Annotated in this window: 19 protein-coding genes; 16 read left to right on the top strand and 3 right to left on the bottom strand. The window is 73.0% G+C overall.

The features are described from left to right. Positions 1-212 precede the first annotated feature (212 nt). Entirely contained in the window at positions 213-1,877 is a 1,665-nt protein-coding gene (locus AC2YHB_RS21000; protein ID WP_487354552.1) for a hypothetical protein, read from the top strand. Next, positions 1,870-3,321, top strand: a complete 1,452-nt coding sequence (locus AC2YHB_RS20995) for a DUF5719 family protein (protein ID WP_179647727.1) — start codon at positions 1,870-1,872, stop codon at positions 3,319-3,321. The genes AC2YHB_RS21000 and AC2YHB_RS20995 overlap by 8 nt, the downstream gene beginning before the upstream one ends. A gap of 8 nt (positions 3,322-3,329) precedes the next feature. Here the strand turns inward: AC2YHB_RS20995 and AC2YHB_RS20990 are convergent, their stop codons facing one another. After that, positions 3,330-3,794, bottom strand: a complete 465-nt coding sequence (locus tag AC2YHB_RS20990; RefSeq protein WP_036541313.1) for a metallopeptidase family protein — start codon at positions 3,792-3,794, stop codon at positions 3,330-3,332. Positions 3,795-3,873: 79 nt separating this feature from the next. Between AC2YHB_RS20990 and AC2YHB_RS20985 the strand changes: the two genes are divergently transcribed. The 14 genes from AC2YHB_RS20985 to AC2YHB_RS20920 all read left to right on the top strand — a co-directional run bounded on the left by AC2YHB_RS20985 (position 3,874) and on the right by AC2YHB_RS20920 (position 18,851). Continuing rightward, the gene (locus AC2YHB_RS20985) at positions 3,874-4,224 is read left to right on the top strand and encodes a DUF3499 domain-containing protein (protein WP_036541315.1); all 351 of its coding nucleotides are present in this window, start codon (positions 3,874-3,876) and stop codon (positions 4,222-4,224) included. 35 nt (positions 4,225-4,259) lie between these two features. Next, positions 4,260-5,639: a phosphomannomutase/phosphoglucomutase gene (locus tag AC2YHB_RS20980; RefSeq protein WP_036541317.1), complete on the top strand. Its 1,380-nt coding sequence runs from the start codon at positions 4,260-4,262 to the stop codon at positions 5,637-5,639. Next, positions 5,636-5,821: a Trm112 family protein gene (locus AC2YHB_RS20975; protein ID WP_179647726.1), complete on the top strand. Its 186-nt coding sequence runs from the start codon at positions 5,636-5,638 to the stop codon at positions 5,819-5,821. Before AC2YHB_RS20980 ends, AC2YHB_RS20975 begins: the two co-directional genes overlap by 4 nt. A 23-nt stretch (positions 5,822-5,844) precedes the next feature. Then, complete coding sequence (locus AC2YHB_RS20970; protein WP_179647725.1) at positions 5,845-6,870, top strand: SIS domain-containing protein; 1,026 nt, start codon at positions 5,845-5,847, stop codon at positions 6,868-6,870. Positions 6,871-6,963: 93 nt separating this feature from the next. Then, positions 6,964-8,034 carry an acyltransferase family protein gene (locus AC2YHB_RS20965; protein WP_179647724.1) on the top strand — a complete coding sequence of 357 codons (1,071 nt, stop codon included), beginning with the start codon at positions 6,964-6,966 and terminating at the stop codon, positions 8,032-8,034. A 21-nt stretch (positions 8,035-8,055) separates the two neighbouring features. After that, the gene (locus tag AC2YHB_RS20960; RefSeq protein WP_179647723.1) at positions 8,056-9,051 is read left to right on the top strand and encodes a DUF808 domain-containing protein; all 996 of its coding nucleotides are present in this window, start codon (positions 8,056-8,058) and stop codon (positions 9,049-9,051) included. Between the two features lie 159 nt (positions 9,052-9,210). After that, complete coding sequence (gene ahcY, locus AC2YHB_RS20955; protein WP_179647722.1) at positions 9,211-10,653, top strand: adenosylhomocysteinase; 1,443 nt, start codon at positions 9,211-9,213, stop codon at positions 10,651-10,653. 64 nt (positions 10,654-10,717) lie between these two features. Continuing rightward, the gene (gene mtrA / locus AC2YHB_RS20950) at positions 10,718-11,434 is read left to right on the top strand and encodes an MtrAB system response regulator MtrA (RefSeq protein WP_444547289.1); all 717 of its coding nucleotides are present in this window, start codon (positions 10,718-10,720) and stop codon (positions 11,432-11,434) included. A 7-nt stretch (positions 11,435-11,441) separates the two neighbouring features. Beyond that, positions 11,442-13,115 carry an MtrAB system histidine kinase MtrB gene (mtrB, locus tag AC2YHB_RS20945; protein WP_179647721.1) on the top strand — a complete coding sequence of 558 codons (1,674 nt, stop codon included), beginning with the start codon at positions 11,442-11,444 and terminating at the stop codon, positions 13,113-13,115. Then, positions 13,112-14,857: an LpqB family beta-propeller domain-containing protein gene (locus AC2YHB_RS20940; RefSeq protein WP_179647720.1), complete on the top strand. Its 1,746-nt coding sequence runs from the start codon at positions 13,112-13,114 to the stop codon at positions 14,855-14,857. The genes mtrB and AC2YHB_RS20940 overlap by 4 nt, the downstream gene beginning before the upstream one ends. A gap of 112 nt (positions 14,858-14,969) precedes the next feature. Continuing rightward, complete coding sequence (locus AC2YHB_RS20935; protein ID WP_179647719.1) at positions 14,970-15,686, top strand: ComF family protein; 717 nt, start codon at positions 14,970-14,972, stop codon at positions 15,684-15,686. Between the two features lie 467 nt (positions 15,687-16,153). Further along, positions 16,154-16,789, top strand: coding sequence for a ribosome hibernation-promoting factor, HPF/YfiA family (hpf, locus tag AC2YHB_RS20930; protein WP_036541334.1), 636 nt, complete (start codon positions 16,154-16,156; stop codon positions 16,787-16,789). Positions 16,790-16,945: 156 nt separating this feature from the next. Continuing rightward, complete coding sequence (locus AC2YHB_RS20925; protein WP_242530297.1) at positions 16,946-17,605, top strand: response regulator; 660 nt, start codon at positions 16,946-16,948, stop codon at positions 17,603-17,605. Positions 17,606-17,636: 31 nt separating this feature from the next. Next, the gene (locus AC2YHB_RS20920; RefSeq protein ID WP_179647718.1) at positions 17,637-18,851 is read left to right on the top strand and encodes a winged helix-turn-helix domain-containing protein; all 1,215 of its coding nucleotides are present in this window, start codon (positions 17,637-17,639) and stop codon (positions 18,849-18,851) included. Here AC2YHB_RS20920 and AC2YHB_RS20915 read toward each other — a convergent pair. Both AC2YHB_RS20915 and AC2YHB_RS20910 read right to left on the bottom strand, forming a co-directional pair. Next, positions 18,820-20,445: a succinic semialdehyde dehydrogenase gene (locus AC2YHB_RS20915; protein WP_179647717.1), complete on the bottom strand. Its 1,626-nt coding sequence runs from the start codon at positions 20,443-20,445 to the stop codon at positions 18,820-18,822. The two genes, AC2YHB_RS20920 and AC2YHB_RS20915, sit on opposite strands and share 32 nt — an antisense overlap. Continuing rightward, positions 20,442-22,313 (bottom strand): AMP-dependent synthetase/ligase, encoded by a 1,872-nt coding sequence (locus AC2YHB_RS20910; RefSeq protein WP_179647716.1) that lies wholly within the window; start codon positions 22,311-22,313, stop codon positions 20,442-20,444. Before AC2YHB_RS20910 ends, AC2YHB_RS20915 begins: the two co-directional genes overlap by 4 nt. Positions 22,314-22,328: the final 15 nt, after the last annotated feature.

Below are 22,328 nucleotides of genomic sequence, written 5' to 3'. Positions count from 1 at the left end.
GCGGCGAGCTTGGCGGAGATGCCGGTCTTGATCTTCTCCCAGACCCGCGGGATGCCGAAGAAGCGCGTGGGGTGCACCTCGCCGAGCGGCGTCGCGCCGCGGCCGCCGAGCGCGATGCCGCCGTCGCGCCGCCGCCGGCGCGCCACCGCGACGAGGAGGACGACTACGCCGACACCGGCTGGGTCGTCCGGTTCTTCACCAGCCCCACCGCGATGGCCACGGCCCTCGTCGTCCTGGCGCTGCTCATCGGCGTTCGCGACATCGTCGGTGGCTTCAGCGGGGGTGCGCTGTCGCCCACCCCGGGCAGTGCCGGCGACTGGTGGCGGCTGCACGTCGAGGGGTGGCACCCGATCGGCTTCGGCTCCGACGTGCCCGCGCCGGCGTACGTGCTCCCGCTCGCCCTCCTCGCCTGGCCGGTCGGCCCCTCCACGCTGATCAGCCTGGTGATGGCCCTCGCGGCGCCGGTCGCGCTGTGGGGTGCCTGGCGCTTCCTGCGGGTGGTGGGCCGCTTCGTGACGCCGTACGGCGCGCCGCGCTGGCTGCTCCTGTGGGGGTCGGTCATGTGGGCGCTCGTGCCGCTCGCGTCCGGTGCCTGGGGTGGCGGGCGCTGGGGCGTGGTCGTCGCGTCCGCGATCCTGCCGTGGCTCGCGCACGCCGCCCTCGGCTTCGCCGACCCCGATGCCGCGCACCGCTGGCGGGCCGGCTGGCGCACCGGCCTCGCGCTCGCCCTGCTGACCGCGGTCGCGCCGTCGTCCTGGCTGGTCCTCGCGGTGCTGATCGGCGTGCTGGTCGGCTTCGCGTTCCGGCTCGCGCCGGGGGAGGTCCGGGAGCGGTCCGTGTGGGGGCCGCCGGTGGCCGCGCTCGCCGTCCCGCTCCTCGTGCTGGTGCCGTGGTGGCTGCCGGCCGTCCTCGAGGGCGCCGCCGGCACGCTCGTGCTCGACATCGGCCGCTGGCCGAGCGCCGCGACGTCCGGCTGGGACCTGCTGGCGGGCCGGGTCGGCGACCTCGGCGCCCCCGCGGCCGTCGGACTCGTCCTCCCCGTCCTCGCCCTGCTGTCGCTCATCCCAGCGGCCACCCGGATCCCGGTCGTGGCCTGCTGGGTGGTCGCCGCCGTGACCGCCGCCGTCGGGGTCCCGCTCGCGGTGACCTCGGTCGGCCTCGCCGGGGGAGACGGCCAGCAGCCGGGCCTCGGCATCGTGCTGCTCGTCCTGCAGGGCGCGTGGCTCACCGCCGCCCTGCTCGGTGGCCTCTCGCTGCACCACCTCGGCGACCAGAGGAGGCCGGTCCAGGCCGGCCTCGCGCTCGCCGGCCTCGCCGGGCTGGTGGCCCCGCTGGTCGGGCTGGTCTGGTTCGCGGTGTGGGGCGGCGAGGACCTGACCGACGACCCGCCGTCCGACGTGCCCGTCTACATGGCACAGCGCGCCGAGCAGGCCGACCAGGACGGCATCCTCGTGCTGCGCGGCAGCATCGCTGACGGGCTCTCCTACGAGGTCCACCGCGGCGACGGCATGACCCTCGGCGAGGACGAGATCGCCGCGCTGACCCCCGAGGACGCCGAGGTCACCGCGGTCATCCGGAGCCTGGTCACCGCGCCCGATCCCGACGCGGTGCAGGAGCTGTCGCGTCGCGGGATCCTGTACGTCGTCCAGGCGGCCCCGGCCGACGGATCCGTGGCCTCCAGCCTCGACGCCACCTCCGGTCTGGTCCAGGCCAGCTCGAGCCGCGGCACCCGCGCCTGGCAGGTCGACCCCGCACCCGGACCGCTGCCCGAGCACCACGACTGGGTCCGCGCGCTGCTCCTGCTCGTGCAGGGGATCGCGATCCCGGTCCTCGTCGTGCTGGCCCTCCCGCCCCTGCGAAGGAGCCGTGATGACTGAGCCCGGATCCACCGAGAAGGCCGGCGCCGGCCGCCGCGCGTCGGTCTCCCGCGGCCGCCGCATCGACCTCCTGGTCGCCCTCGCGATCGCCGCCCCCGCCGTCGTCGCGCTGAGCGTCGGCGTCATCGGCGGCGAGGACAACCCGCTGTCCGGCCCACAGCCGCCCACGACCTCCGCCCTGACGTCCGCCACGATGGTCTGCCCGGGCGGACTGACCGGCGACGACGGTGCCGTCCGCGTGACCCGGACCCCCGACGTGCCGGGTGGTGAACTCGCGGTCGCCACGGCGCCCGCCGCGCGCGGCGCCTCCGGCAGCAGCGCCACCAAGGCCGGCAAGCCGGTCACGGTCGAGCAGGGCAGCACCGTCGAGGTGCCGTCGAGCACCGGTCCCACCGTCCTCGACGGCCGTGGCGCCGCGGCCCCGGGCATCGCGGCCGGACGGGACGGCGAGCTCGCGGTGCCCGAGTGCCGCGGACCGTCGTACGACGAGTGGCTGGTGGGCGTCGGGGCGTCGGCCCGCTACGCCACCACGATCGAGCTGGTGAACCCCGACGACGGCGACGCGGTCGTCGACCTCGCCCTCCACGACGCCACGGGTCCCGTCGAGGAGCCCGCGCTGCGCGGCATCGAGGTGCCGCCGCACGGCGTGAAGCGCATCGACCTCGCCACGGCCGCCCCGCGCGCCGAGGCGACCGCCGCCCACCTGACCGTCGTCCGGGGCCGGGTCACCGCGACCGCGCGCAACACCTGGGACCCGCTCGGCCGTGGCGTGGTGAGCACCGACTTCCTCCCCGCGGACACGAGCCCCTCCAGCAGCAGCCTGATCCTCGGCGTCCCGAAGAAGCCCGCGCAGCCGACCCTCCAGCTCGCCAACCCGGGGGACGACGAGGTGCGCGTCGCCGTCCGGTTCGTGACCGAGCAGGCCGCCTTCACGCCCACCGGCGCCCCGGAGATCTCGGTCCCGCCCCAGGCGATGGAGACGGTCGACCTCACCAAGCTGTTCAAGGGCGCGACCGCGGACGGCGTCGTCGGCATCGAGCTCGAGGCGTCCGGGCCGGTGGCGTCGTCCTTCATGGCGCTGTCCGGTGACGACCTCGTGCTGCTGGCGCCGACGCCCTCGCTCGACGAGCCGGCCGCGGCCGTCGTCCCCTCGGGCCGGAAGAGCGTCGTGCTCGGCGGCGCCGAGCGCACGGCAGTGGTCGACGTCGTGTCCTACGACGCCGCCGGCAAGGAGATCCGCGCGGACAAGGTGGAGATCGGCACCGACCGCGGCGCCACGCTCAGCCTGCCGGACGACGCCGCGTCGATCTCGGTCGTCTCCCGCAACACCCGGATCCAGGCGGTCGTCCTGGCGGCCACCGGCGGCAGGCGGCCGGGACTGGCGACCCTGCGGGTGCGGCCGGCGGAGCTGCGGGCCGAGATCCCGGTCGTCGAGCCCGACTGACCGGCTGATCAGTCGTCGTCGCCGGGGTAGCGCGGGTCCACCTCGGCCGGCTCGATCCCGAGCAGCTCGGCGACCTGCTCCACCACGACGGTGAGGATGATCGCCTCGAGGTCGGCCCGGTCGCCCGCGCGGTGCTCCAGGGGCCGGCGGAACACGACGAGGCGGGTGGGTTTCGTACCGCTCCCGCGCACGAGCGACGACAGCGGCACGTGGCCGGAGTCCCAGTCGTCCGGCAGCTGCGGGGTGTCCTCGACGGCGTACTCCAGCAGGCCGAGGTGCTGCGACCAGCGCGCGTCGATCTCGGTGACGACGTCGAGCATGATCCGGTCGAACAGCTCGCGGCGGCGCAACGGCCGCGGCGGGCGGTGGCTGGTGTCCGGCCAGGTCAGCGGCAGGACCGCGGGGCCGCGCATGCCGCGTCCGCGACGGTCGCGCCGCGGGCGGGCGACCCGGGTCTCCTCGTCCTCACTCATCGTCCAGCGAGCCTATCCAGCGGATCACCCTCCGGGCGGTACCGTCTGCCGCGTGAGCGCGATTCCGGCACCGCAGGGCATGCGCACCTGCTCGCGCACCGCGTGCGCCCGGCGTGCGGTTGCGACCCTGACCTATGTGTACGCCGACTCCACCGCCGTCCTCGGACCGCTCGCCACCTTCGCGGAGCCCCACGCCTACGACCTGTGCGACCAGCACAGCGAGCGGCTCTCCGCACCGCGCGGCTGGGAGGTCGTCCGGCTCTCCCTCGGCACCCAGCAGCAGGGACCGAGCGGCGACGACCTGCTCGCGCTCGCCGACGCCGTCCGGGAGGCGGCTCGTCCGGTCCCGCAGCCGGTGGTCGAGCAGCCGCGCGAGAGCGGCCGTGAGGTCGCCCGCAAGGGCCACCTGCGCATGCTCACCACCGAGTAGTCCGGCGGGGACAGTCGTGCACTAGTGTCCGGGTCATGGCCAGTGCCACGACCTCACCGGACAACCTGAGCAAGGTCTTCAAGGCCTACGACGTTCGCGGCATCGTCGGCGAGCAGCTCGACGAGGACCTGGCGCGCGCGACCGGAGCGGCGTACGTCGAGGTGCTCGGTGTCGACGCGATCGTGGTCGGCTACGACATGCGGCCCAGCTCGCCCGCCCTCGCGGGTGCGTTCGCCGACGGCGCGACCGGAGCCGGCGCCGACGTCACCATGATCGGCCTCGCGTCGACCGACCAGCTCTACTTCGCCTCGGGCCACCTCGGCCTGCCGGGGGCGATGTTCACGGCCAGCCACAACCCCGCGCAGTACAACGGCATCAAGATGTGCCGCGCGTTCGCGCAGCCGGTCGGCATGGAGAGCGGCCTGGCCGAGATCCGCGACCGCGTGGCGACCGGCACGGCCGTCGCGAACGGTGGCGGGTCGGGCTCCATCGGCTCGCACGACGTACTCCAGGCCTACGCCGCGCACCTGCTGTCGCTCGCGCCGGTCACGGGTCGCCGCATCCGGGTCGTCGTCGACGCCGGCAACGGCATGGCCGGGCACACCGCGCCCGCGGTCTTCGACCGGCTCGCCGACCAGGTCGAGATGGTGCCGATGTACTTCGAGCTCGACGGCACGTTCCCCAACCACGAGGCCAACCCGATCGAGCCGGCCAACCTGGTCGACCTGCAGAAGCGGGTGCTCGCGGAGGGTGCCGACATCGGCCTGGCCTTCGACGGCGACGCCGACCGCTGCTTCCTCGTCGACGAGCGCGGCGAGCTGGTCTCGCCCTCGACGCTGACCGCCCTCATCGCCGCCCGCGAGCTCGCCAAGGAGCCCGGCGCGACGGTGATCCACAACCTGATCACCTCCCGCGCCGTGCCGGAGATCGTCGCCGAGCTCGGCGGCACGCCCGTCCGGACCCGGGTCGGCCACTCCTACATCAAGGCCACCATGGCCGAGACCGACGCGATCTTCGGCGGCGAGCACAGCGGCCACTTCTACTTCCGCGACTTCTGGCGCGCCGACTCCGGGATGCTGGCCGCGCTGCACGCGATGGCCGCCCTCGCCGAGGCCGACGTGCCGCTGTCGACCCTGCTGGCGTCGTACGAGCGCTATCCGCTGAGCGGCGAGATCAACAGCACGGTGGCCGACCAGGCGGCCGTGCTGGCCGAGCTCGAGCAGACCTGGAGCTCGAAGGACGGCGTGAGCGTCGACAAGCTCGACGGCCTCACCGTCAGCCACGCGGACTGGGCGTTCAACGTCCGCGCCTCCAACACCGAGCCGCTGCTGCGGCTCAACGCCGAAGGGAAGGACGAGTCCACCATGGCCCGAGTCCGCGACGAGGTCCTCACCACCATCAGGGGCGAGCAGTGAGCGCCCCCGAGATCTCGCCGGAGCTGCTGGCGATCATCGTGTGCCCGGCCTGCCGGTCCGACCTGGCGCTCACCGCTGCCGGTGACGCGACCGAGCTGGTCTGCAGCGGCTGCGGCCTGGCCTACCCCGTGCGCGACGGCATCCCGGTGCTGCTCGTCGACGAGGCCCGCAAGCCCGCCTAGCCCACCGGAGACAGGGGAGCGGCATGGTCTGGTTCGACGAGTCCCGGCTGGACGACGAGGGCGCGCTCGCGTCGGCGGACCTCCGCCTGCGCACGCTCGCCGAGTCCGGAGCCCGGGTACGACGTGAGGTCGGCGACTCCGCGGACGCGATCGCCGAGGCGGTGGCGCGGGCCAGCGAGGCCCGGCCGCGTGCGGTGATCGCCGCGGGCCCGGACTCCCGCCTGCTGCGGGCGGTGCTCGAGCCGTTCTGCCCGGTCCCGTTCGTGGCGTGGCCGTCGCCGGCGCTGCCCGGCTGGGCCGGGAGCCTCGACCTCGTGGTCGTGCTCGCCCCGGAGGGCGGTGACGCGGGGACGGCGCTGGCCGTGGCCGAGGCCGCCCGTCGCGGCTGCCAGCTGGTCGTCGCGACGCCCCGCGACTCGGTCGTCGCCGAGCACGCCACCGGCCGCTGGGCGACGCTGCTGCCGACCAGCACCGGCGACCAGCTCGCCACGGCGGTCGCGATGCTGTCCTTCCTCGACCAGGTCCACCTCGGCCCGACCGCCGACCCCGAGTCGGTCGCGGAGGCGCTGGACGCGGTCGCGATCGCCTGCTCGCCGCACCGCGACATCTCGATCAACCCGGCCAAGATGCTGGCGATCTCGCTGGCCGACGCCAGCCCGCTGATCTGGGGCGGGTCGGTGCTCGCCGCCCGGGCCGCCCGCCGGGTCGCGGAGTCGACCCGTCGTACCTCCGGGCGCACGGCCCTCGCCGGCGACGCCGAGCACCTGCTCCCCGTCATCGAGGCCGCGCGTCCGCGCAACGTCTTCGCCGACCCGTTCGCCGACGACACGGGCGACCGGCGCCCGGTGCTGGTGATCCTCGACGACGGCGTCGACGACCCGGTGGTCCGCGACCAGCGGATCCGCCTCGAGGAGGGCGCGACCGCTCACGACGTGCGCATCGAGCACGTCTCCTCGGAGGCCGTCGGCGAGGTCGCGCGCTACGCGTCGCTGCTGCTGCACGGCACCTACGCGGCCGAGTACCTCCGCCTCGGCCTCGTCGCCGACTGAGCGTCCCGGAGCCCGCGACGGGGCAGCGCGGCTCACAGCCACGCTTTGTCTGACACTTGGACTCCTCCCAGCGTTCTTGGGTACCAAGGAGTGATGGCCACTCCTCGTGACCCCTCGCTCGACAACGCCAAGATGGGACTCGTCGTCCTCGTCGTCCTCGGCCACACCTGGGCGCTCCTGCCGTCCGAGGCCGAGGCCGCGTGGCACCTCTACGACTTCGTCTACCTCTGGCACATGCCGGCCTTCGTGTTCCTCTCCGGCTACCTCTCCCGGGGCTTCCACTACAGCCCGGCGCGGATGTGGCAGCTGGTCACCGACCTGCTCGTGCCCTATGTGCTCTTCGAGGGCCTGCTCGCGTGGTTCCGGCTGCACGTCGGGGGCGAGCGGTTGCAGGACCTGTGGCTCGATCCGCACTTCCCGATGTGGTACCTCCTCGCCCTGGTCGCGTGGCGGCTGGTCACGCCGCTGCTGCGACCGCTGCCGGGAGCCGTCGTCGTGGCGGTCGCGATCAGCATCGGCAGCGGCTTCCTGCAGGGGGAGTGGATGGCGCTGCTGGACCTGCCCCGCATCCTCGGCTTCCTGCCGTTCTTCGTGCTCGGCCTGAAGACCACGCCCGAGGCGCTGGAGTGGGTGCGCGGCCGCTTCCCGGCCGTCCTCGGTGCGGTCACCTTCGCCGTGATCGCGGTGCTGGCGGTCAACCTCGACCGCTGGGCGTCGACCGGCTACCTCTACCAGCGGCCGTTCGACCTGATGGACGTCCCCGACTCCACCGCCGTGCTGACCCGGCTGCTGGTGATGGCGGTCGGGCTCGCGGGCACCTTCGCGTGGCTCGCGCTCGTGCCGCGGCGCAGCGGCTGGTTCACCCGGATGGGTGCCGCGACGATGATCGTCTACCTCTTCCACGGCTTCGCCGTGAAGGGCATCGAGTACGCCGGCTTCCCCGCCTGGTTCGACGGCCACCCGTGGCTGGGGCTGCTCGCCGCCACCGGGTTCGGCCTGGCCGTGGCGCTCGGGCTGGCGGCGCCGCCGGTCCGGCGGGTGCTCGGTCGCGTGGTCGACCCGTTCGGCCCGGCCCAGCGGCAGCTGCGGGAGGCGGTCGACCTCGCGGTCGTCGCCGCCGCGCACGAGGAGGACTCCGAGCCGGTGGCGGTGGGGACCCGTTAGCGGCCCGGTAGCCTTCGGGCCATGAGCGCCGGCCTCTTTGGACTCCTCGACGACGTCGCTGCGATCGCCAAGCTGGCCGCGGCCTCCGTGGACGACGTCGGCGCCGCCGCGGGCAAGGCGACCGCCAAGGCCGCCGGCGTGGTCATCGACGACACCGCGGTGACGCCCCAGTACGTCCACGGCCTCGCCGCCGAGCGCGAGCTGCCGATCGTCAAGAGGATCGCGGTCGGCTCGATCCGCAACAAGCTGCTGATCATCCTGCCGGCGGCGCTGCTGCTCAGCGAGTTCCTGCCCGACCTCCTGCCGATCATCCTGATGCTCGGCGGCACGTTCCTCGCCTACGAGGGCGCGCACAAGATCTGGCACATGGTCTCCCACCACGAGGAGCACGAGGCGCCCGTCGCCGAGATCGGCCCCGACGCGGAGAAGGACCTCGTCGCCGGCGCCGTCCGCACCGACCTCATCCTGTCGGCCGAGATCATGGTCATCGCCCTGGACTCGGTGAAGGACGAGAGCTTCTGGACCAAGCTCGGCACGCTGCTCGTCGTCGCCGTCGTGATCACGATCGCGGTCTACGGCGTCGTGGCGCTCATCGTGAAGATGGACGACGTCGGCCTCAGCCTCACCCAGCGCTCCTCCGCCTTCGCCAAGCGGCTCGGGCACGGCCTGGTCGCGTTCATGCCGCGGCTGCTCGCGATCATCTCCGTCGTCGGCACGATCGCCATGCTCTGGGTCGGCGGCCACATCCTGATGGTCAACATCGCCGACAACCACGGCTCCGGGATCGACCTCTGGAACGCCCCCTACGACTGGGTCCACGGCATCGAGCACGACATCGAGCACGCGGTCCACGGCTTCGCCGGCAGCGCCCTCGCCTGGCTCGCCAACACCGGCATCTCCGCCGTGATCGGGCTCGTCGTCGGTGCGGTCGTGGTGGTCGTCGTACGCCTGCTGCCGTTCACGGGCGACAAGGACCCGATCGAGCGGTACGACGACGGCGCGCCCGCCGCCCACTGACCCCGGAGGAGGGGCCCCTCGGGTCCTCCCGATGATTGCCCGCGCGTCGAGGGCCGCTTGTAAGGTGGTCCACGTCATGCGCGGGAGATCCCGACGATGCGCAGATGCGCCGCAGGACCCAGCTGTCATTCGACACTCGAACCTCGAGGATCACTTTTCATGGACTACAAGGTTGCTGACCTGAGCCTGGCCGAGTTCGGCCGCAAGGAGATCGAGCTCGCCGAGCACGAGATGCCCGGCCTGATGGCGATGCGCGCCCGCTACGGCGCCGACCAGCCGCTCAAGGGCGCCCGGATCGCCGGCTCCCTGCACATGACCATCCAGACGGCCGTCCTGATCGAGACGCTCACCGCCCTCGGCGCCGACGTCCGCTGGGCGACCTGCAACATCTTCTCGACGCAGGACCACGCCGCCGCCGCCGTCGTCGTCGGCAAGGAGGGCACCATCGAGGCCCCCGCCGGCACGCCGGTCTTCGCGTGGAAGGGCGAGACCCTCGCGGAGTACTGGGACGAGGCCGAGAAGGTCTTCGACTTCACCGACGCCGACGGCAACAAGGTCGGCCCGAACATGCTGCTCGACGACGGCGGCGACATCACGCTGCTCGTCCACAAGGGCCTCGAGTTCGAGAAGGCCGGCGCGGTCCCCTCGCAGGACAGCACCGACAACGAGGAGTACAAGGAGGTCCTCCGGGTCCTCGCGCGCTCCCTCGACAACGACCCCACCCGCTGGACCAACATCGCCGCCGGCATCAAGGGCGTCACCGAGGAGACCACCACGGGCGTCCACCGCCTCTACGAGCGCTTCAAGGAGGGCTCGCTCCTCTTCCCGGCGATCAACGTCAACGACTCGGTCACCAAGTCGAAGTTCGACAACAAGTACGGCTGCCGCCACTCGCTGGTCGACGGCATCAACCGCGCCACCGACGTCATGATCGGCGGCAAGGTCGCGGTCGTCTGCGGCTACGGCGACGTGGGCAAGGGCTCGGCGGAGTCGCTGCGCGGCCAGGGCGCGCGCGTCATCGTCACCGAGATCGACCCGATCTGCGCCCTGCAGGCCGCGATGGACGGCTACGAGGTCAAGCGCCTCGAGTCCGTCGTCGAGTACGCCGACATCTTCGTCACCACGACCGGCAACTTCGACATCATCAAGGTCGAGCACTTCGAGAAGATGAAGAACCAGGCCATCGTCGGCAACATCGGCCACTTCGACAACGAGATCGACATGGCCGGCCTGGCGAAGATCCCGGGCATCGTCAAGGACGAGATCAAGCCCCAGGTCCACCAGTGGATCTTCCCCGACGGCAAGAAGGTCATCGTCCTCTCCGAGGGCCGCCTGCTGAACCTCGGCAACGCGACCGGCCACCCGTCGTTCGTCATGTCGAACTCGTTCACCAACCAGGTCCTGGCGCAGATCGAGATCTTCACCAAGACCGACGACTACGAGATCGGCGTCTACGTCCTGCCGAAGCACCTCGACGAGGAGGTCGCGCGCCTCCACCTCGACGCGCTCGGCGTGGAGCTCACCGAGCTCACCAAGGAGCAGGCGGCGTACATCGGCGTCGACGTGGCCGGGCCCTACAAGCCCGAGCACTACCGCTACTGAGCGCTGACACCGAAGCCCCCGCACCCACTCCGGGTGCGGGGGCTTCGTGCTCGTCTCTCCTAGGATGGGTGACATGACACCCGCCGCCGGCGCGCCGTTCCCGACCAAGGGCCGCGTCCTCGTCGTCGACGACGACGCCCCGCTGGCGGAGATGCTCGCGATCGTGCTGGGCCAGGAGGGCTTCGAGAGCCGGGTCTGCCCCCGGGGAGACACCGCGCTGGCCGAGTTCCGCGACTACCGGCCCGACCTCGTCCTGCTGGACCTGATGCTGCCCGGCAAGGACGGCATCGACGTGTGCAAGGAGATCCGGGCGGAGTCCGGCGTACCGATCGTCATGCTCACCGCCAAGGGCGACACCGTCGACGTGGTCGTCGGCCTGGAGTCCGGCGCGGACGACTACGTCGTCAAGCCGTTCAAGCCCAAGGAGCTGGTCGCCCGGATCCGGGCGCGGGTCCGCCGCACCGAGCCGGTGCCGCCGGAGACCCTCGCCATCCGCGACCTCCAGATCGACGTCGCCGGGCACTCGGTCACCCGCGACGGCGCCGAGATCCCGCTGACACCGCTGGAGTTCGACCTCCTGCTCTGCCTGGCCCGCCGGCCCGGGCAGGTGCTGACCCGGCAGGTGCTGCTCGAGGAGGTCTGGGGCTACCACCACGCCGCCGACACGCGGCTGGTCAACGTGCACGTGCAGCGGCTGCGGTCCAAGGTCGAGCACGACCCGGAGCACCCCGAGATCGTGCTGACCGTCCGGGGGGTCGGCTACAAGGCCGGCTCGGCGTAGTCCTGCCATGCTGCGCGACCTCTGGACCCGCCTCTCACCCGCGGTACGACGAGCGCTCACCTTCTGGCGCCGGTCGATCCAGGCGCGGGTGGTCGCCAGCACGGTCGTGCTGTCCGCGCTGGTGGTCAGCGCGGTCGGCTGGATCCTCCTGCAGCAGGTCCGGCAGGGACTCCTCGAGCACCGCGTCGACGTCGTGCTGGGCGAGGTCGACGCCGAGATGGGCGATGCCCGCGACCGGCTCGAGGCCGCGTCGGGCCGCGAGGTCAACGTGGGCCGGCAGCAGCGCGACCTCGTCGACCCGATCATCGACCGGGGCGCCAGCCGCGGCTACAGCGTGGTGCTGGCCGGACCCGAGGGCGAGGACATCCCGCTGCGCGAGGGCGGCGGCGAGTACACGAGCGGGCTCGACCTGGTCAGCGTCCCGGAGGACATGGAGGCGCACTTCGACGGCGTCGGCCGAGCCACGGCGTGGACCTACACCGAGATCGTCCGCGAGGAGTCCGGCGAGTCCTCGTCCGTGCCCGGCATCATCGTGGGCTCGCAGGTGCAGCTGCCGTCCGACGGCAAGACCTACACCCTCTACTACCTCTTCCCGCTGTCGGAGGAGCAGGAGACGCTGGGCCTGGTCACCCGGGCGCTGCTGACCGCCGCCGGCCTGCTGCTGGCGCTGGTCGCCGGCCTCACGTGGCTGGTGACCCGCCAGGTCGTGACGCCCATCCGACTGGCCCGGCAGATCGCCGAGCGGCTGGCCGCCGGGCGTCTCCAGGAGCGGCTGCAGGTCACCGGCGAGGACGACATCGCCCGGCTGGCCTACTCGTTCAACCAGATGGCGACCAGCCTGCAGCGACAGATCCGCCAGCTCGAGGAGCTCAGCTGGGTGCAGCGCCGCTTCGTCTCCGACGTCTCGCACGAGCTGCGGACCCCGCTGACCACCGTCCGGATGGCCTCGGACCTGCTGCACGACGCCCGTGCCGGCTTCGACCCGGCCTCGGCCCGCGCGGCCGAGCTGCTGCAGGCCGAGCTGGACCGCTTCGAGAACCTGCTCGTCGACCTGCTCGAGATCAGTCGCTTCGACGCCGGCGCGGCCGTGCTCGCACCCGAGGACGTCAACCTCGACGACATCGTCAACCGGGTGGTGACCGCGGCCCAGCCGCTGGCCGACCAGCGCCACGTCCGGGTCATGGTCGAGCACCCCGACGACCCGGTCCGCGCCGAGGTCGACAGTCGCCGGGTGGAGCGGATCCTGCGCAACCTGGTCACCAACGCCATCGACCACGCCCTCGCCGACGACCCGACCGAGGCGGTCGTCGTCCGGCTCGCGTCGGACGAGGAGGCGGCCGCGATCACGGTCCGCGACCACGGCGTCGGGCTCGCCCCCGGCGAGGCGGCGATGGTGTTCAACCGGTTCTGGCGCTCCGACCCCGCGCGGGCCCGCACCAGCGGCGGCACCGGGCTCGGCCTGGCCATCGCGCAGGAGGACGCCCACCTCCACGGCGGGTGGCTGCAGGCGTGGGGCCGCAGCGGGCAGGGAGCCCAGTTCCGGCTCACCCTGCCGCGCCGGGCGGGTGCCACGCTGCGGCACAGCCCGCTCCCGCTCATCCCCGAGGACGCCGTCTCGTCGGACGCCGCCGTCGTCGCGGGACCCGATGCCGTCGTACCCGTGCAGGAGGTCGACCGGTGAGGTCCGTACGACGCCGCGCGCTCCCCGTCCTCGGGGCGCTCGCCCTCCTGCTGTCCGGCTGCGTGTCGCTCCCGACCCAGGGCCCGGTCGTCGACAGCGACGTGATCGACGCCGAGGACACCCACCAGGCCAGTGACATCGATGCCCGCCCGCCCGCGGAGGGGGCGTCCCGCTCGGAGGTCGTCAGCGGCTTCCTCGACGCGATGACGGCGTGGCCGGTGCAGATCAACGTCGCGAAGAAGTTCCTGACCGACGAAGCCGCCGCGGGGTGGAACCCGGAGCGCGAGACTGTGGTCTACAGCGACCTCCCGCTCGCGACCCGCGAGGCGGGCAACACCGTCCGGGTGCGGCTCGGCGCTGCCGACGCCCTCGACCGCGCGGGCGCCTGGCGCGGAGCCCTGGCCGGCGACGACCTCGACCTCAGCTTCCGCCTCACCGTCGAGGGCGGGGAGTTCCGCATCGCCGACCCGGCCGACGCCCTCGTGGTCCCGGCGAGCTGGTTCCAGCAGCGCTACCGGCAGGTGTCCCTCTACTTCTTCGACCCGATCGCGCAGATCCTCGTCCCCGAGCCGGTCTTCGTCCCGCAGGGCGACCAGCTCGCCACCAGCCTGGTCGCCGGCCTGTTGGCCGGGCCGCCGCCGCGCGCCCGTGGCGTGGTGCGCTCGTTCGTGCCGTCAGGCCTCTCGGTCGGGCTCTCGGTGCCGGTCGACGAGCGCGGCGTCGCGGAGATCAACCTCGTCGGCGACGCGCCGCGGCTGACGGCCGAGGAGTCGGAGCTGATGCTCGCGCAGCTGGCGTGGACGCTGCGCCAGGACCCGGCCATCCGGGCGCTGCGGGTGTCCGTCGGCGGTGAGGACCTGCAGATCCCCGGTGGTGCCTCCCAGTTCGCCGTCGACGGGGGGCAGGCCTTCGACCCCGCGGGCGACGAGGCCACCACGCTGCTGTTCGGACTCACCCGCGGCCGGATGGTGTGGGGCAGCTCGGGCAACCTCGTGACGGCGACGGGGCCGTTCGGCGACCAGGACGCCGACCTCGACGCGATCTCCGCCCGTCCCGACGCCGCCGTCGCGGCGGCCGTGGACTCCGACGGCCACCGCGTCCGGGTGGGACCGGTCCGGGCCCGGCAGGGAGCCGCGGCCGTGCCCCGCACGATCCTCAGCGGAGGCACCTACGCCCGGCCCTCCTGGGACTTCGCCGGTCGTCTCTGGGTGCTGGACCGGCGGCGCACGGGCGCCCGGGTCCTCCTCGTCGAGGACGACCGGGTCCGCGAGGTCGAGGTGCCCGGCATCAGCGACCGCGACGCGCGGGCACTGGTGGTCTCCCGTGACGGCACCCGGCTCGTGGGCGTCGTGCGCACCGCCGGGGGAGACGAGGTGGTCGGCGTCCGCGTCCTCCTCGACGGGCGCGGCCGGGTCTCCCGGACCAAGGCTCCCTTCCTCATCAGGGAGGCGGAGGGGACCGTGATCGACGACCTCGCGTGGACCAGCCCGATCCGGGTCGGCCTGCTCACGACGACCGCTCCCGGGTCGCTGTACGAGGTCGACGTGGTCGCGGCCGACGGCGCGACGGTCGGCGTCGACGTCCTCTCCACGATCGTGTCCGGGCGGCTGCTCGGTCTCGCCGCCGCCCCGTCGGTGGGCACACCGATGTTCGCGGTGTACGCCGACCGCTACGTCGACATGGTCGACCAGGAGGAGTACACCGACGGCGCGCCCCTCACGCAGCTCGACTACGCGGGCTGACGCCCGGTCGCGGTCCACCACCTCGGTTCTCCGCCGCGGTTCTCCACCTCGGTTCTCCACAGGCCGCCCCGGCCGCGTTGTCGCCCGGCGCGGACCTTGGTGGAGTGGGGGAGTGCCGCTGCTGCAGGATCTCGCCGACGGCTTCGGCGACCTCGTCCTCGGTGCCGCCTGCCTCGGGTGCGGGCGCCCCGGGCGCGCGCTGTGCCGGGGCTGCCGCGACGCGCTGCCCCGCGCGGCCGCGCCGCACTGGCCCACCCCGGTCCCGCCGGGCCTGGTGCCGCCCTATGCGGTGGGCGCCTACGAGGACCCGCTCCGCGCCCTCGTGCTGGCCCACAAGGAGAGGCGGGTGCTGTCGCTCGCGCGCCCGCTCGGGGGACTCCTCGCCGCCTCCGTCGCGCAGGCCCTCGCCGACGCGGGCGCTGCCGGTGGCGTCGTCCTCGTGCCGGTGCCGTCGCGGCCCGCAGCGGTGCGTGCGCGGGGGCACGACCCGACGACGGCGATGGTCCGGGCGGCGACCGCCGTCCTGCGTGCCGAGCGCGACGTGGTGAGCGCCCGGCTGCTCCGGGTGCGGCCCGGCGTGGTCGACCAGGCCGGCCTCGACGCCTCCGCCCGGGCCGCCAACCTGGCCGGGTCGATGGCGGTCTGCGGCGACGTCGTACGACGTCTCGGGCGCCGCCGCGCTCGAGCCCACGTGGTCGTCTGCGACGACGTCCTGACCACGGGCGCCACGCTCCGCGAGGCGCAGCGCGCGCTCGAGTCGGTGGGCCTCCCCGTGCTCGCCGCGGCGACGGTCGCGGCCACGCGTCGCAGGGCCCTTCGCGAGGAGTAGAACGTCCCGACTTGCGGGTCAAGCCTTTCGTCGCAACCGACGACGGACTAACGTCTCTACATGGAGTCCGCCCGGGTCCGTGGTTGCGCCGCACAGGCCGGGCAGACGCCCTGCCCGGTGCGGCAAGCCGATGCCAGTCGCAGGCGAAACGGCCCACGTAAGTCGACCTCCGGGTCGGCGATCACGGTGCGGCTTAGTCGTAAGTCCTGCCTCGGACCGGACGTCAGATGCGTCCGCCTCCGGGAGAAGGTCGGTAGTGGCAAGAAGCTGCGGAAGCCTCAGCAGGCGGGTGTGGGGACGAAGACCAGGTCGGCCGGGCGGACTCCACTGCCTTCAATGGCGCGAGCGCGTCGTCGCCTCGCTCCGCCGCGCTGCCGCGCGCGCGGTTCCCGTGACGCCGCACCCTTTGAACGTCCCGTCCAGAAACGGCGGGCGACCCCATCACCGAAACCCCTTGGAGGTAACTGATGGACGTTGTGGTCACCGGAAGGCACTGCGAGATCTCGGACCGGTTCCGGGCGCACGCCGCGGAGAAGCTCACGAAGCTGGAGAAGCACGACCACCGGATCATCCGGGTCCATGTGGAGGTCGACTGCGAGCCGAACCCCCGTCAGCACGACCAGAGCGTCCATCTGGAGCTCACCGCGATCTCCAAGGGCCCCGTGATCCGTGCCGAGGCGTCGGCCGACGACAAGATGGCCGCCCTCGACCTCGCCCTCGACAAGATGGCTGCCCAGATGCGGCGCGCCGCCGACCGCCGCCGGGTGCACCGCGGCCGTCGTACCCCCGTGTCCGTGGGCCGCGCGCTCTCCGACGTCCCGCTCGACGGCCTGGGCGGGACCGCGGTCGAGGAGGAGGACGCCGCGATCGAGCGCCAGGTCGGCCCGATCACGGTGACCGGCGACGGTCCGCTCGTCGTGCGCGAGAAGACCCACCCCGCGAGCCCGATGACCCTCGACCAGGCGCTCTACGAGATGGAGCTGGTCGGCCACGACTTCTACCTCTACGTCGACAAGGAGAGCGAGCGGCCGGCCGTTGTCTACCGCCGTCGTGGGTACGACTACGGAGTGATCTCGCTCGACGTCGACAACCAGGGAGGGTGACCGGACGATGAGTCGGCAGCCGATCGGGCGGCTGGGCGTTTTCGGTGCCGACGGCGTGGCGGATCTGGGACGTCCCGCCATTCCGTCGGTCAGCCGTGGAATGATGCCCGTGTGGCGAGTGGGAATCCACCGGCGGCCCCAGGACATGGACACCCTGTGAGCGAGCCGGTACGTGTGGTCGTGGTCGACGACCAGGAGCTGTTCAGGCGCGGTCTGACCATGCTCCTGGGCATCGAGCAGGGCATCGAGGTCGTCGGGGAGGCCAGCAACGGCGCCGACGGCGTGGCCCTGGTCGTCAGCTCCGCCCCCGACGTGGTGCTGCTCGACGTGCGCATGCCGAAGCAGTCCGGGATCGAGGCGTGTGTCGCGATCAAGGAAGCGGTCCCGACCACGAAGATCATCATGCTCACGATGTCCGACGACGAGGCCGACCTCTACGAGGCGGTCAAGAGCGGCGCCTCGGGCTACCTCCTCAAGGACTCCTCCATCGAGGAGGTCGCCCAGGGCATCCGCGTGGTCGCCGACGGCCAGTCCCTGATCAGCCCGTCGATGGCCGCGAAGCTGATCGACGAGTTCAAGACGATGTCGAAGCCGGAGCGCAGCGCCGGCCCGGCGCTCAAGCTCACCGAGCGCGAGCTCGAGGTGCTGCGCCTGGTCGCGCGCGGCCTGTCCAACCGCGACGTCGCCTCGCAGCTCGCCATCAGCGAGAACACGGTGAAGAACCACGTCCGCAACATCCTGGAGAAGCTGCAGCTGCACTCCCGGATGGAGGCGGTCATGTACGCCGTCCGGGCCAAGCTCGTGGACCTCGACTGACGCTGTCGGTGCGCGTCCGTAGGGTCGCCCCGTGAGCAGCACCCAGACCCTCTCGCGCGCCCAGGCCCGCCGGATCGCGCTGGCGGCCCAGGGCTTCCTCGACCCGGCGCACGCCGTCCCCACCCTGCGCACCTTCGACCGCACCCTCACGCGCACGGGCGTGCTGCAGGTCGACAGCGTCAACGTCCTGCAGCGGGCGCACTTCATGCCGCTCTACTCCCGCATGGGTCCCTACGACGTCGACCTGCTCCGGCGCGCTGCGTCGGGCCGGCAGCGACGGGTCGTCGAGTACTGGGCGCACGTGCAGGCCTTCATGCCGGTCGACCTGTGGCCGGCGATGCGGCACCGGATGGACGTCTACCGCACCAAGCGCGGCAAGTGGTTCGCGGTGGAGGAGGGCGACGCGCTCGAGGCGGCCCTGCTGGCCGAGATCGCGGAGCGCGGCCCCAGCACCGCCCGCGAGCTCGACGACGGCCTGCCGCGTGCCAAGGAGCACTGGGGCTGGAACTGGTCGCGCACCCGCCGGATGCTCGACTACCTCTACATGGTGGGCGAGCTGGCGATCGCCGGGCGCAACAGCCAGTTCGAGATCCGCTACGACCTGCCCGGGCGCGTCCTCCCAGCCGTGTACGTCGACGCGCCGGCGCTGTCCCCGGCCGACGCCCACCTCGAGCTGGTCCGCCGGGCGGCGCGCTCGCACGGCGTGGCCAGCGCGCAGTGCCTGGCCGACTACTACCGGCTCAAGGTGGGGGAGGCGCGTCCCGCGATCGACGCCCTCGTCGAGGCCGGCGAGCTCGAGCCGGTGCGCGTCGAGGGCTGGCACCGGCCGGCGTACCTCCACCGCGACGCGCGGCTGCCGCGGCGCGTCGGCGCGCGGGCGCTGCTGAGCCCGTTCGACCCGGTGGTGTGGGAGCGCGACCGCGCGGAGGCGCTCTTCGACTTCTTCTACCGGATCGAGATCTACGTCCCGGCCCACCAGCGGGTGCACGGCTACTACGTGCTGCCGTTCCTGCTCGGCGACCGGATCGTCGGGCGGGTCGACCTCAAGGCCGACCGCGCCACGTCGCGGCTGCTGGTGCAGTCCGCATGGGCCGAGGGCCACGCGCCGCCGGAGACCGCCGCCGAGCTGGCCGCCGAGCTCGACCGGCTGGCGGGGTGGCTGGGCCTGGAGCGGATCGAGGTCGCCCCGAGGGGCGACCTCGCTCCGGCGCTCCTCAGCGAGCTCGCAGCCTCCGGAGCAGCCTGAGCTGGGCGTTGCCCAGCCCCACGAACCTCTCCAGTGCCATTCCGGACGGTGGGCCGAGCGGAACCAGCCGCTGGGTGGCCACGGTCTGCGACTCGGTGTACTTCCGCATGCCCTCGGCGCCGTGGCGCCGGCCCAGGCCGCTGTCGCCCATGCCGCCCATCCCGGCCTCGATCGAGCCGGCCGCGGCAGCCGCCCCGTCGTTGACGTTGACCGAGCCGGAGCGGATCCGGTTGGCCAGGGCCTCCGCCGCGCCGGTGTTGCGTGACCAGATGCTCGCGGAGAGGCCGTAGCGGCCCTCGTTCGCCTTCAGCACGGCCTCCTGGTCGGAGCCGACCCGGTAGAGCGAGACGACCGGCCCGAAGGTCTCCTCCAGGCACACCGGCATCTCCTCGGTGACCCCCTCGAGCACGGTCGGCTCGTGGACCAGCGGGCCGAGGTCGGGACGCGCCCGCCCGCCGGCCAGCACCCGGGCCCCCGCGGCCACGGCCGACGCGACGTGGGAGGTCACCGCCTCGAGCTGCGCGGGGGAGGCGAGCGAGCCGACGTCGACGGAGTAGTCGAAGGTCTGGCCGAGGGTCAGCGCCTCGGTCGCCGCCACCAGGGCGGAGCGGAAGGCGTCGTACACGGCGTCGTGGACGATGACGCGCTCGATGTGGATGCACATCTGCCCGGTGTTGGCGAAGGCCGCCGCGACGCAGCCCGCGGCCGCCTTCTCGACATCGGCGTCCGCCAGCACGATGAGCGGGTTCTTGCCGCCGAGCTCGAGCGACGCCGCGATCAGCATCTCGCCGGCCCGGCGGCCGACCGAGCGGCCGGTGGCGGTCGAGCCGGTGAAGCAGATGTGGTCGACGCCCGCAGGCCCGTCGGGCGAGCCGATCAGCGCGTCGCCGACCACCGAGCCGGGGCCGACGACGACCTGCCACAGGTCGGTCGGGAGCCCGGCCTCCGCCATCAGCGCACGCGTCCACAGCAGGGTCAGCGGCGTCTGCGAGTCGGCCTTGCTCACCACCCCGTTGCCGGCGAGCAGCGCCGGCAGGACGTCGCCGACCGCCAGGTAGAGCGGGTAGTTCCAGGGCGAGATCATGCCGATCACGCCCTTGGGGACCCGCACCTCGCGCACCTTCGTCAGCCCGGGCATGGCGCCGCGGACCTTGTTCGTGCCGAGGTAGTGCCGCCCGTGGCGGGCGTAGTGCCGCGCGATGTTGGCGACCTGCAGGATCTCCTGCCAGGCGCTGAACCGCGCCTTGCCCATCTCCCACTGGATCAGGTCGATGACCTCGTCCTGCCGCTCGACGAGCAGGTCGTGGAACCGGAGTACGACGCCCGCGCGGTTCGCCCACGGGAGCTGGGCCCACGGCCGCTGGGCGCGGCGGGCGCTCGTGATCGCGTCGGCGACGTCGGCCGCGGTGGAGACCGGCACGGGAGCCGTGGGCAGCCCGTCGTAGGGGGCCGTGGCGGTGCTGGTGGCGGTGCCGGCCGGGTCGCGGAAGACCCAGCGGTTCCACTCGGCGACCCGCTCGTCGGTGACCCAGCCGGGCCGGACGGAGGTGGTGGCGGAGGTGGTGGCGGTGGTGGTGGTCGTCGGCGCGGTCACGAGTAGAGCCTCTCCAGGACGTCGGCGTACTTGGCGTGGACGACGCGGCGCTTGAGCTTGAGCGTCGGGGTGAGCTCCTCGGACTCGGCGGTCCACTCGACGGGGAGCAGCTCCCACGCCTTGACCTGCTCGGGCCGCGAGAGCCGCTCGTTGGCGGCGTCGACGGCCTGCTGGGCGACCGCGAGCATCGCCGGGTGCTGGGCCAGCTCGGCGAGCGAGGTGCCGGCGGGGATGCCGAGCTGGGCGGCGACCAGCGGCGCGATCTCGGCGTCGAGGGTGAGCACCGCGACGACGTACGGCCTGCCCTCGCCGAAGACCAGGGCGTGGCCGACGATCGGGCTCTCCTTGAGGTGGTTCTCGATGTTGGAGGGCGCGATGTTCTTGCCGGAGGAGGTGATGATCATCTCCTTCTTGCGGTCGACGACCTTGAGGAAGCCGTCCTCGTCGATCTCGCCGATGTCGCCCGTGTGCACCCAGCCGTCGGCGTCGATCAGCTCCGCCGTCGCGGCCCCCTGCCTGTAGTAGCCCTGGGAGGCGACCGGGCCGCGGGCGAGGATCTCGCCGTCCTCGGCCAGGCTGATCTCGATGCCGGGCAGCGCCCGGCCGACGGTGCCGAGCCGGAACTGGTCGGGGCCGCACGAGGTGACCGCCGCGCAGGTCTCGGTCATGCCGTAGACGTCGTAGATCCGCATGCCGAGGCCGGCGAAGAAGCGCGCGACCTCCAGCGGCATCGGCGCCGCCGCGGACGCCGCCCACTCGCACCGGTCGAGGCCGAGCAGCGCGCGCAGGAAGGACAGCAGGCCCTCGTCGGCGGCCCGGTAGCGTGCCTCGAGCTCGGGGGAGACCCGGTGGCCGGACTGCAGCGCCTCGACGTACTCCAGGCCGATCGCGAGCGCGCCCTCGACCTGGGCCCGCTTCTCCGGGTCGGTCTCGGCGGCGAGCTTGGCGGAGATGCCGGTCTTGATCTTCTCCCAGACCCGCGGGACGCCGAAGAAGCGCGTGGGGTGCACCTCGCCGAGCGCTCCGAGCAGCAGCGCGGGATCGGCGATCAGGTGGATGTGGGCGCCCATCACCTGCGGGATGTAGATGCCGAGCGTGCGCTCGGCGATGTGCGCGAAGGGCAGGTAGGAGATGAACTCGTTGTGCTGCGTGGGCGCGGCGACCCGCAGCGAGCACACGCACTCGTAGAGCACCGCGTGGTGGGTGAGCACGACGCCCTTGGGGTTGCCGGTGGTGCCGGACGTGTAGAGGATCGTCAGCGGGTCCTCGGGGCGGATTTCGGCGGTGCGGGCGTCGAGCTCGGTGCCGTGCTCCGCCCGCCAGGCCGCGCCCGCGGCCACGAAGGCGTCCCACGTGGTGAAGCGGTCGTCGCCGGCGGGCGCCTCGGCGTCGATGAGCACGACCTGCCGGACCGACGGCGCATCGGTGAGGGCCTTCTCCCAGCGCGCCAGGTGGTCGGCCGACTCGAGGACGACGACCGTGGGCTCGGCGTGCCCGGCGACGTACGCGACCTGCTCGGGCGACAGCGTGTTGTAGACCGACATCGACACGGCCGCCGCGTGGACGGCGCCGAGGTCGGCGACGACGTGCTCGATCCGGTTGCTCGCCATCAGCGCCACCCGGTCCCCGCGGGCGACGCCCGCCGCCATCAGGGCGCCGGCGACGTCGAGCGCCCGCTCCCGCAGCTCGCTCCAGCCGACCGTGCGCCAGCCGGGCGCGTAGCCGCCGGACAGGTCGACGCCGACCTTGTCGGAGTACGCCGGGCCGTCGCCCTCGGCGTCGACCGTGCGGGCGAACGCGACCGGCAGCGTGAGTCCGGCGATCTGCGCCTCGATCTCGGCGCGCACGGCCAGGGTGTCGGTGCTCATCGTTGTTCCTCTCGG

The organism is Nocardioides sp. SRI_004, from assembly GCF_057586415.1.
This window is presented reverse-complemented; position numbering and strand designations above follow the sequence as displayed.

Coding starts and splice junctions, on each gene's coding strand:
- AC2YHB_RS21000 (WP_487354552.1), top strand. CDS start 213: ATGGCCACGGCCCTCGTCGTCCTGGCGCTGCTCATCGGCGTTCGCGAC.
- AC2YHB_RS20995 (WP_179647727.1), top strand. CDS start 1,870: ATGACTGAGCCCGGATCCACCGAGAAGGCCGGCGCCGGCCGCCGCGCG.
- AC2YHB_RS20990 (WP_036541313.1), bottom strand. CDS start 3,794: ATGAGTGAGGACGAGGAGACCCGGGTCGCCCGCCCGCGGCGCGACCGT.
- AC2YHB_RS20985 (WP_036541315.1), top strand. CDS start 3,874: ATGCGCACCTGCTCGCGCACCGCGTGCGCCCGGCGTGCGGTTGCGACC.
- AC2YHB_RS20980 (WP_036541317.1), top strand. CDS start 4,260: ATGGCCAGTGCCACGACCTCACCGGACAACCTGAGCAAGGTCTTCAAG.
- AC2YHB_RS20970 (WP_179647725.1), top strand. CDS start 5,845: ATGGTCTGGTTCGACGAGTCCCGGCTGGACGACGAGGGCGCGCTCGCG.
- AC2YHB_RS20965 (WP_179647724.1), top strand. CDS start 6,964: ATGGCCACTCCTCGTGACCCCTCGCTCGACAACGCCAAGATGGGACTC.
- AC2YHB_RS20960 (WP_179647723.1), top strand. CDS start 8,056: ATGAGCGCCGGCCTCTTTGGACTCCTCGACGACGTCGCTGCGATCGCC.
- ahcY (WP_179647722.1), top strand. CDS start 9,211: ATGGACTACAAGGTTGCTGACCTGAGCCTGGCCGAGTTCGGCCGCAAG.
- mtrA (WP_444547289.1), top strand. CDS start 10,718: ATGGGTGACATGACACCCGCCGCCGGCGCGCCGTTCCCGACCAAGGGC.
- mtrB (WP_179647721.1), top strand. CDS start 11,442: ATGCTGCGCGACCTCTGGACCCGCCTCTCACCCGCGGTACGACGAGCG.
- hpf (WP_036541334.1), top strand. CDS start 16,154: ATGGACGTTGTGGTCACCGGAAGGCACTGCGAGATCTCGGACCGGTTC.
- AC2YHB_RS20910 (WP_179647716.1), bottom strand. CDS start 22,313: ATGAGCACCGACACCCTGGCCGTGCGCGCCGAGATCGAGGCGCAGATC.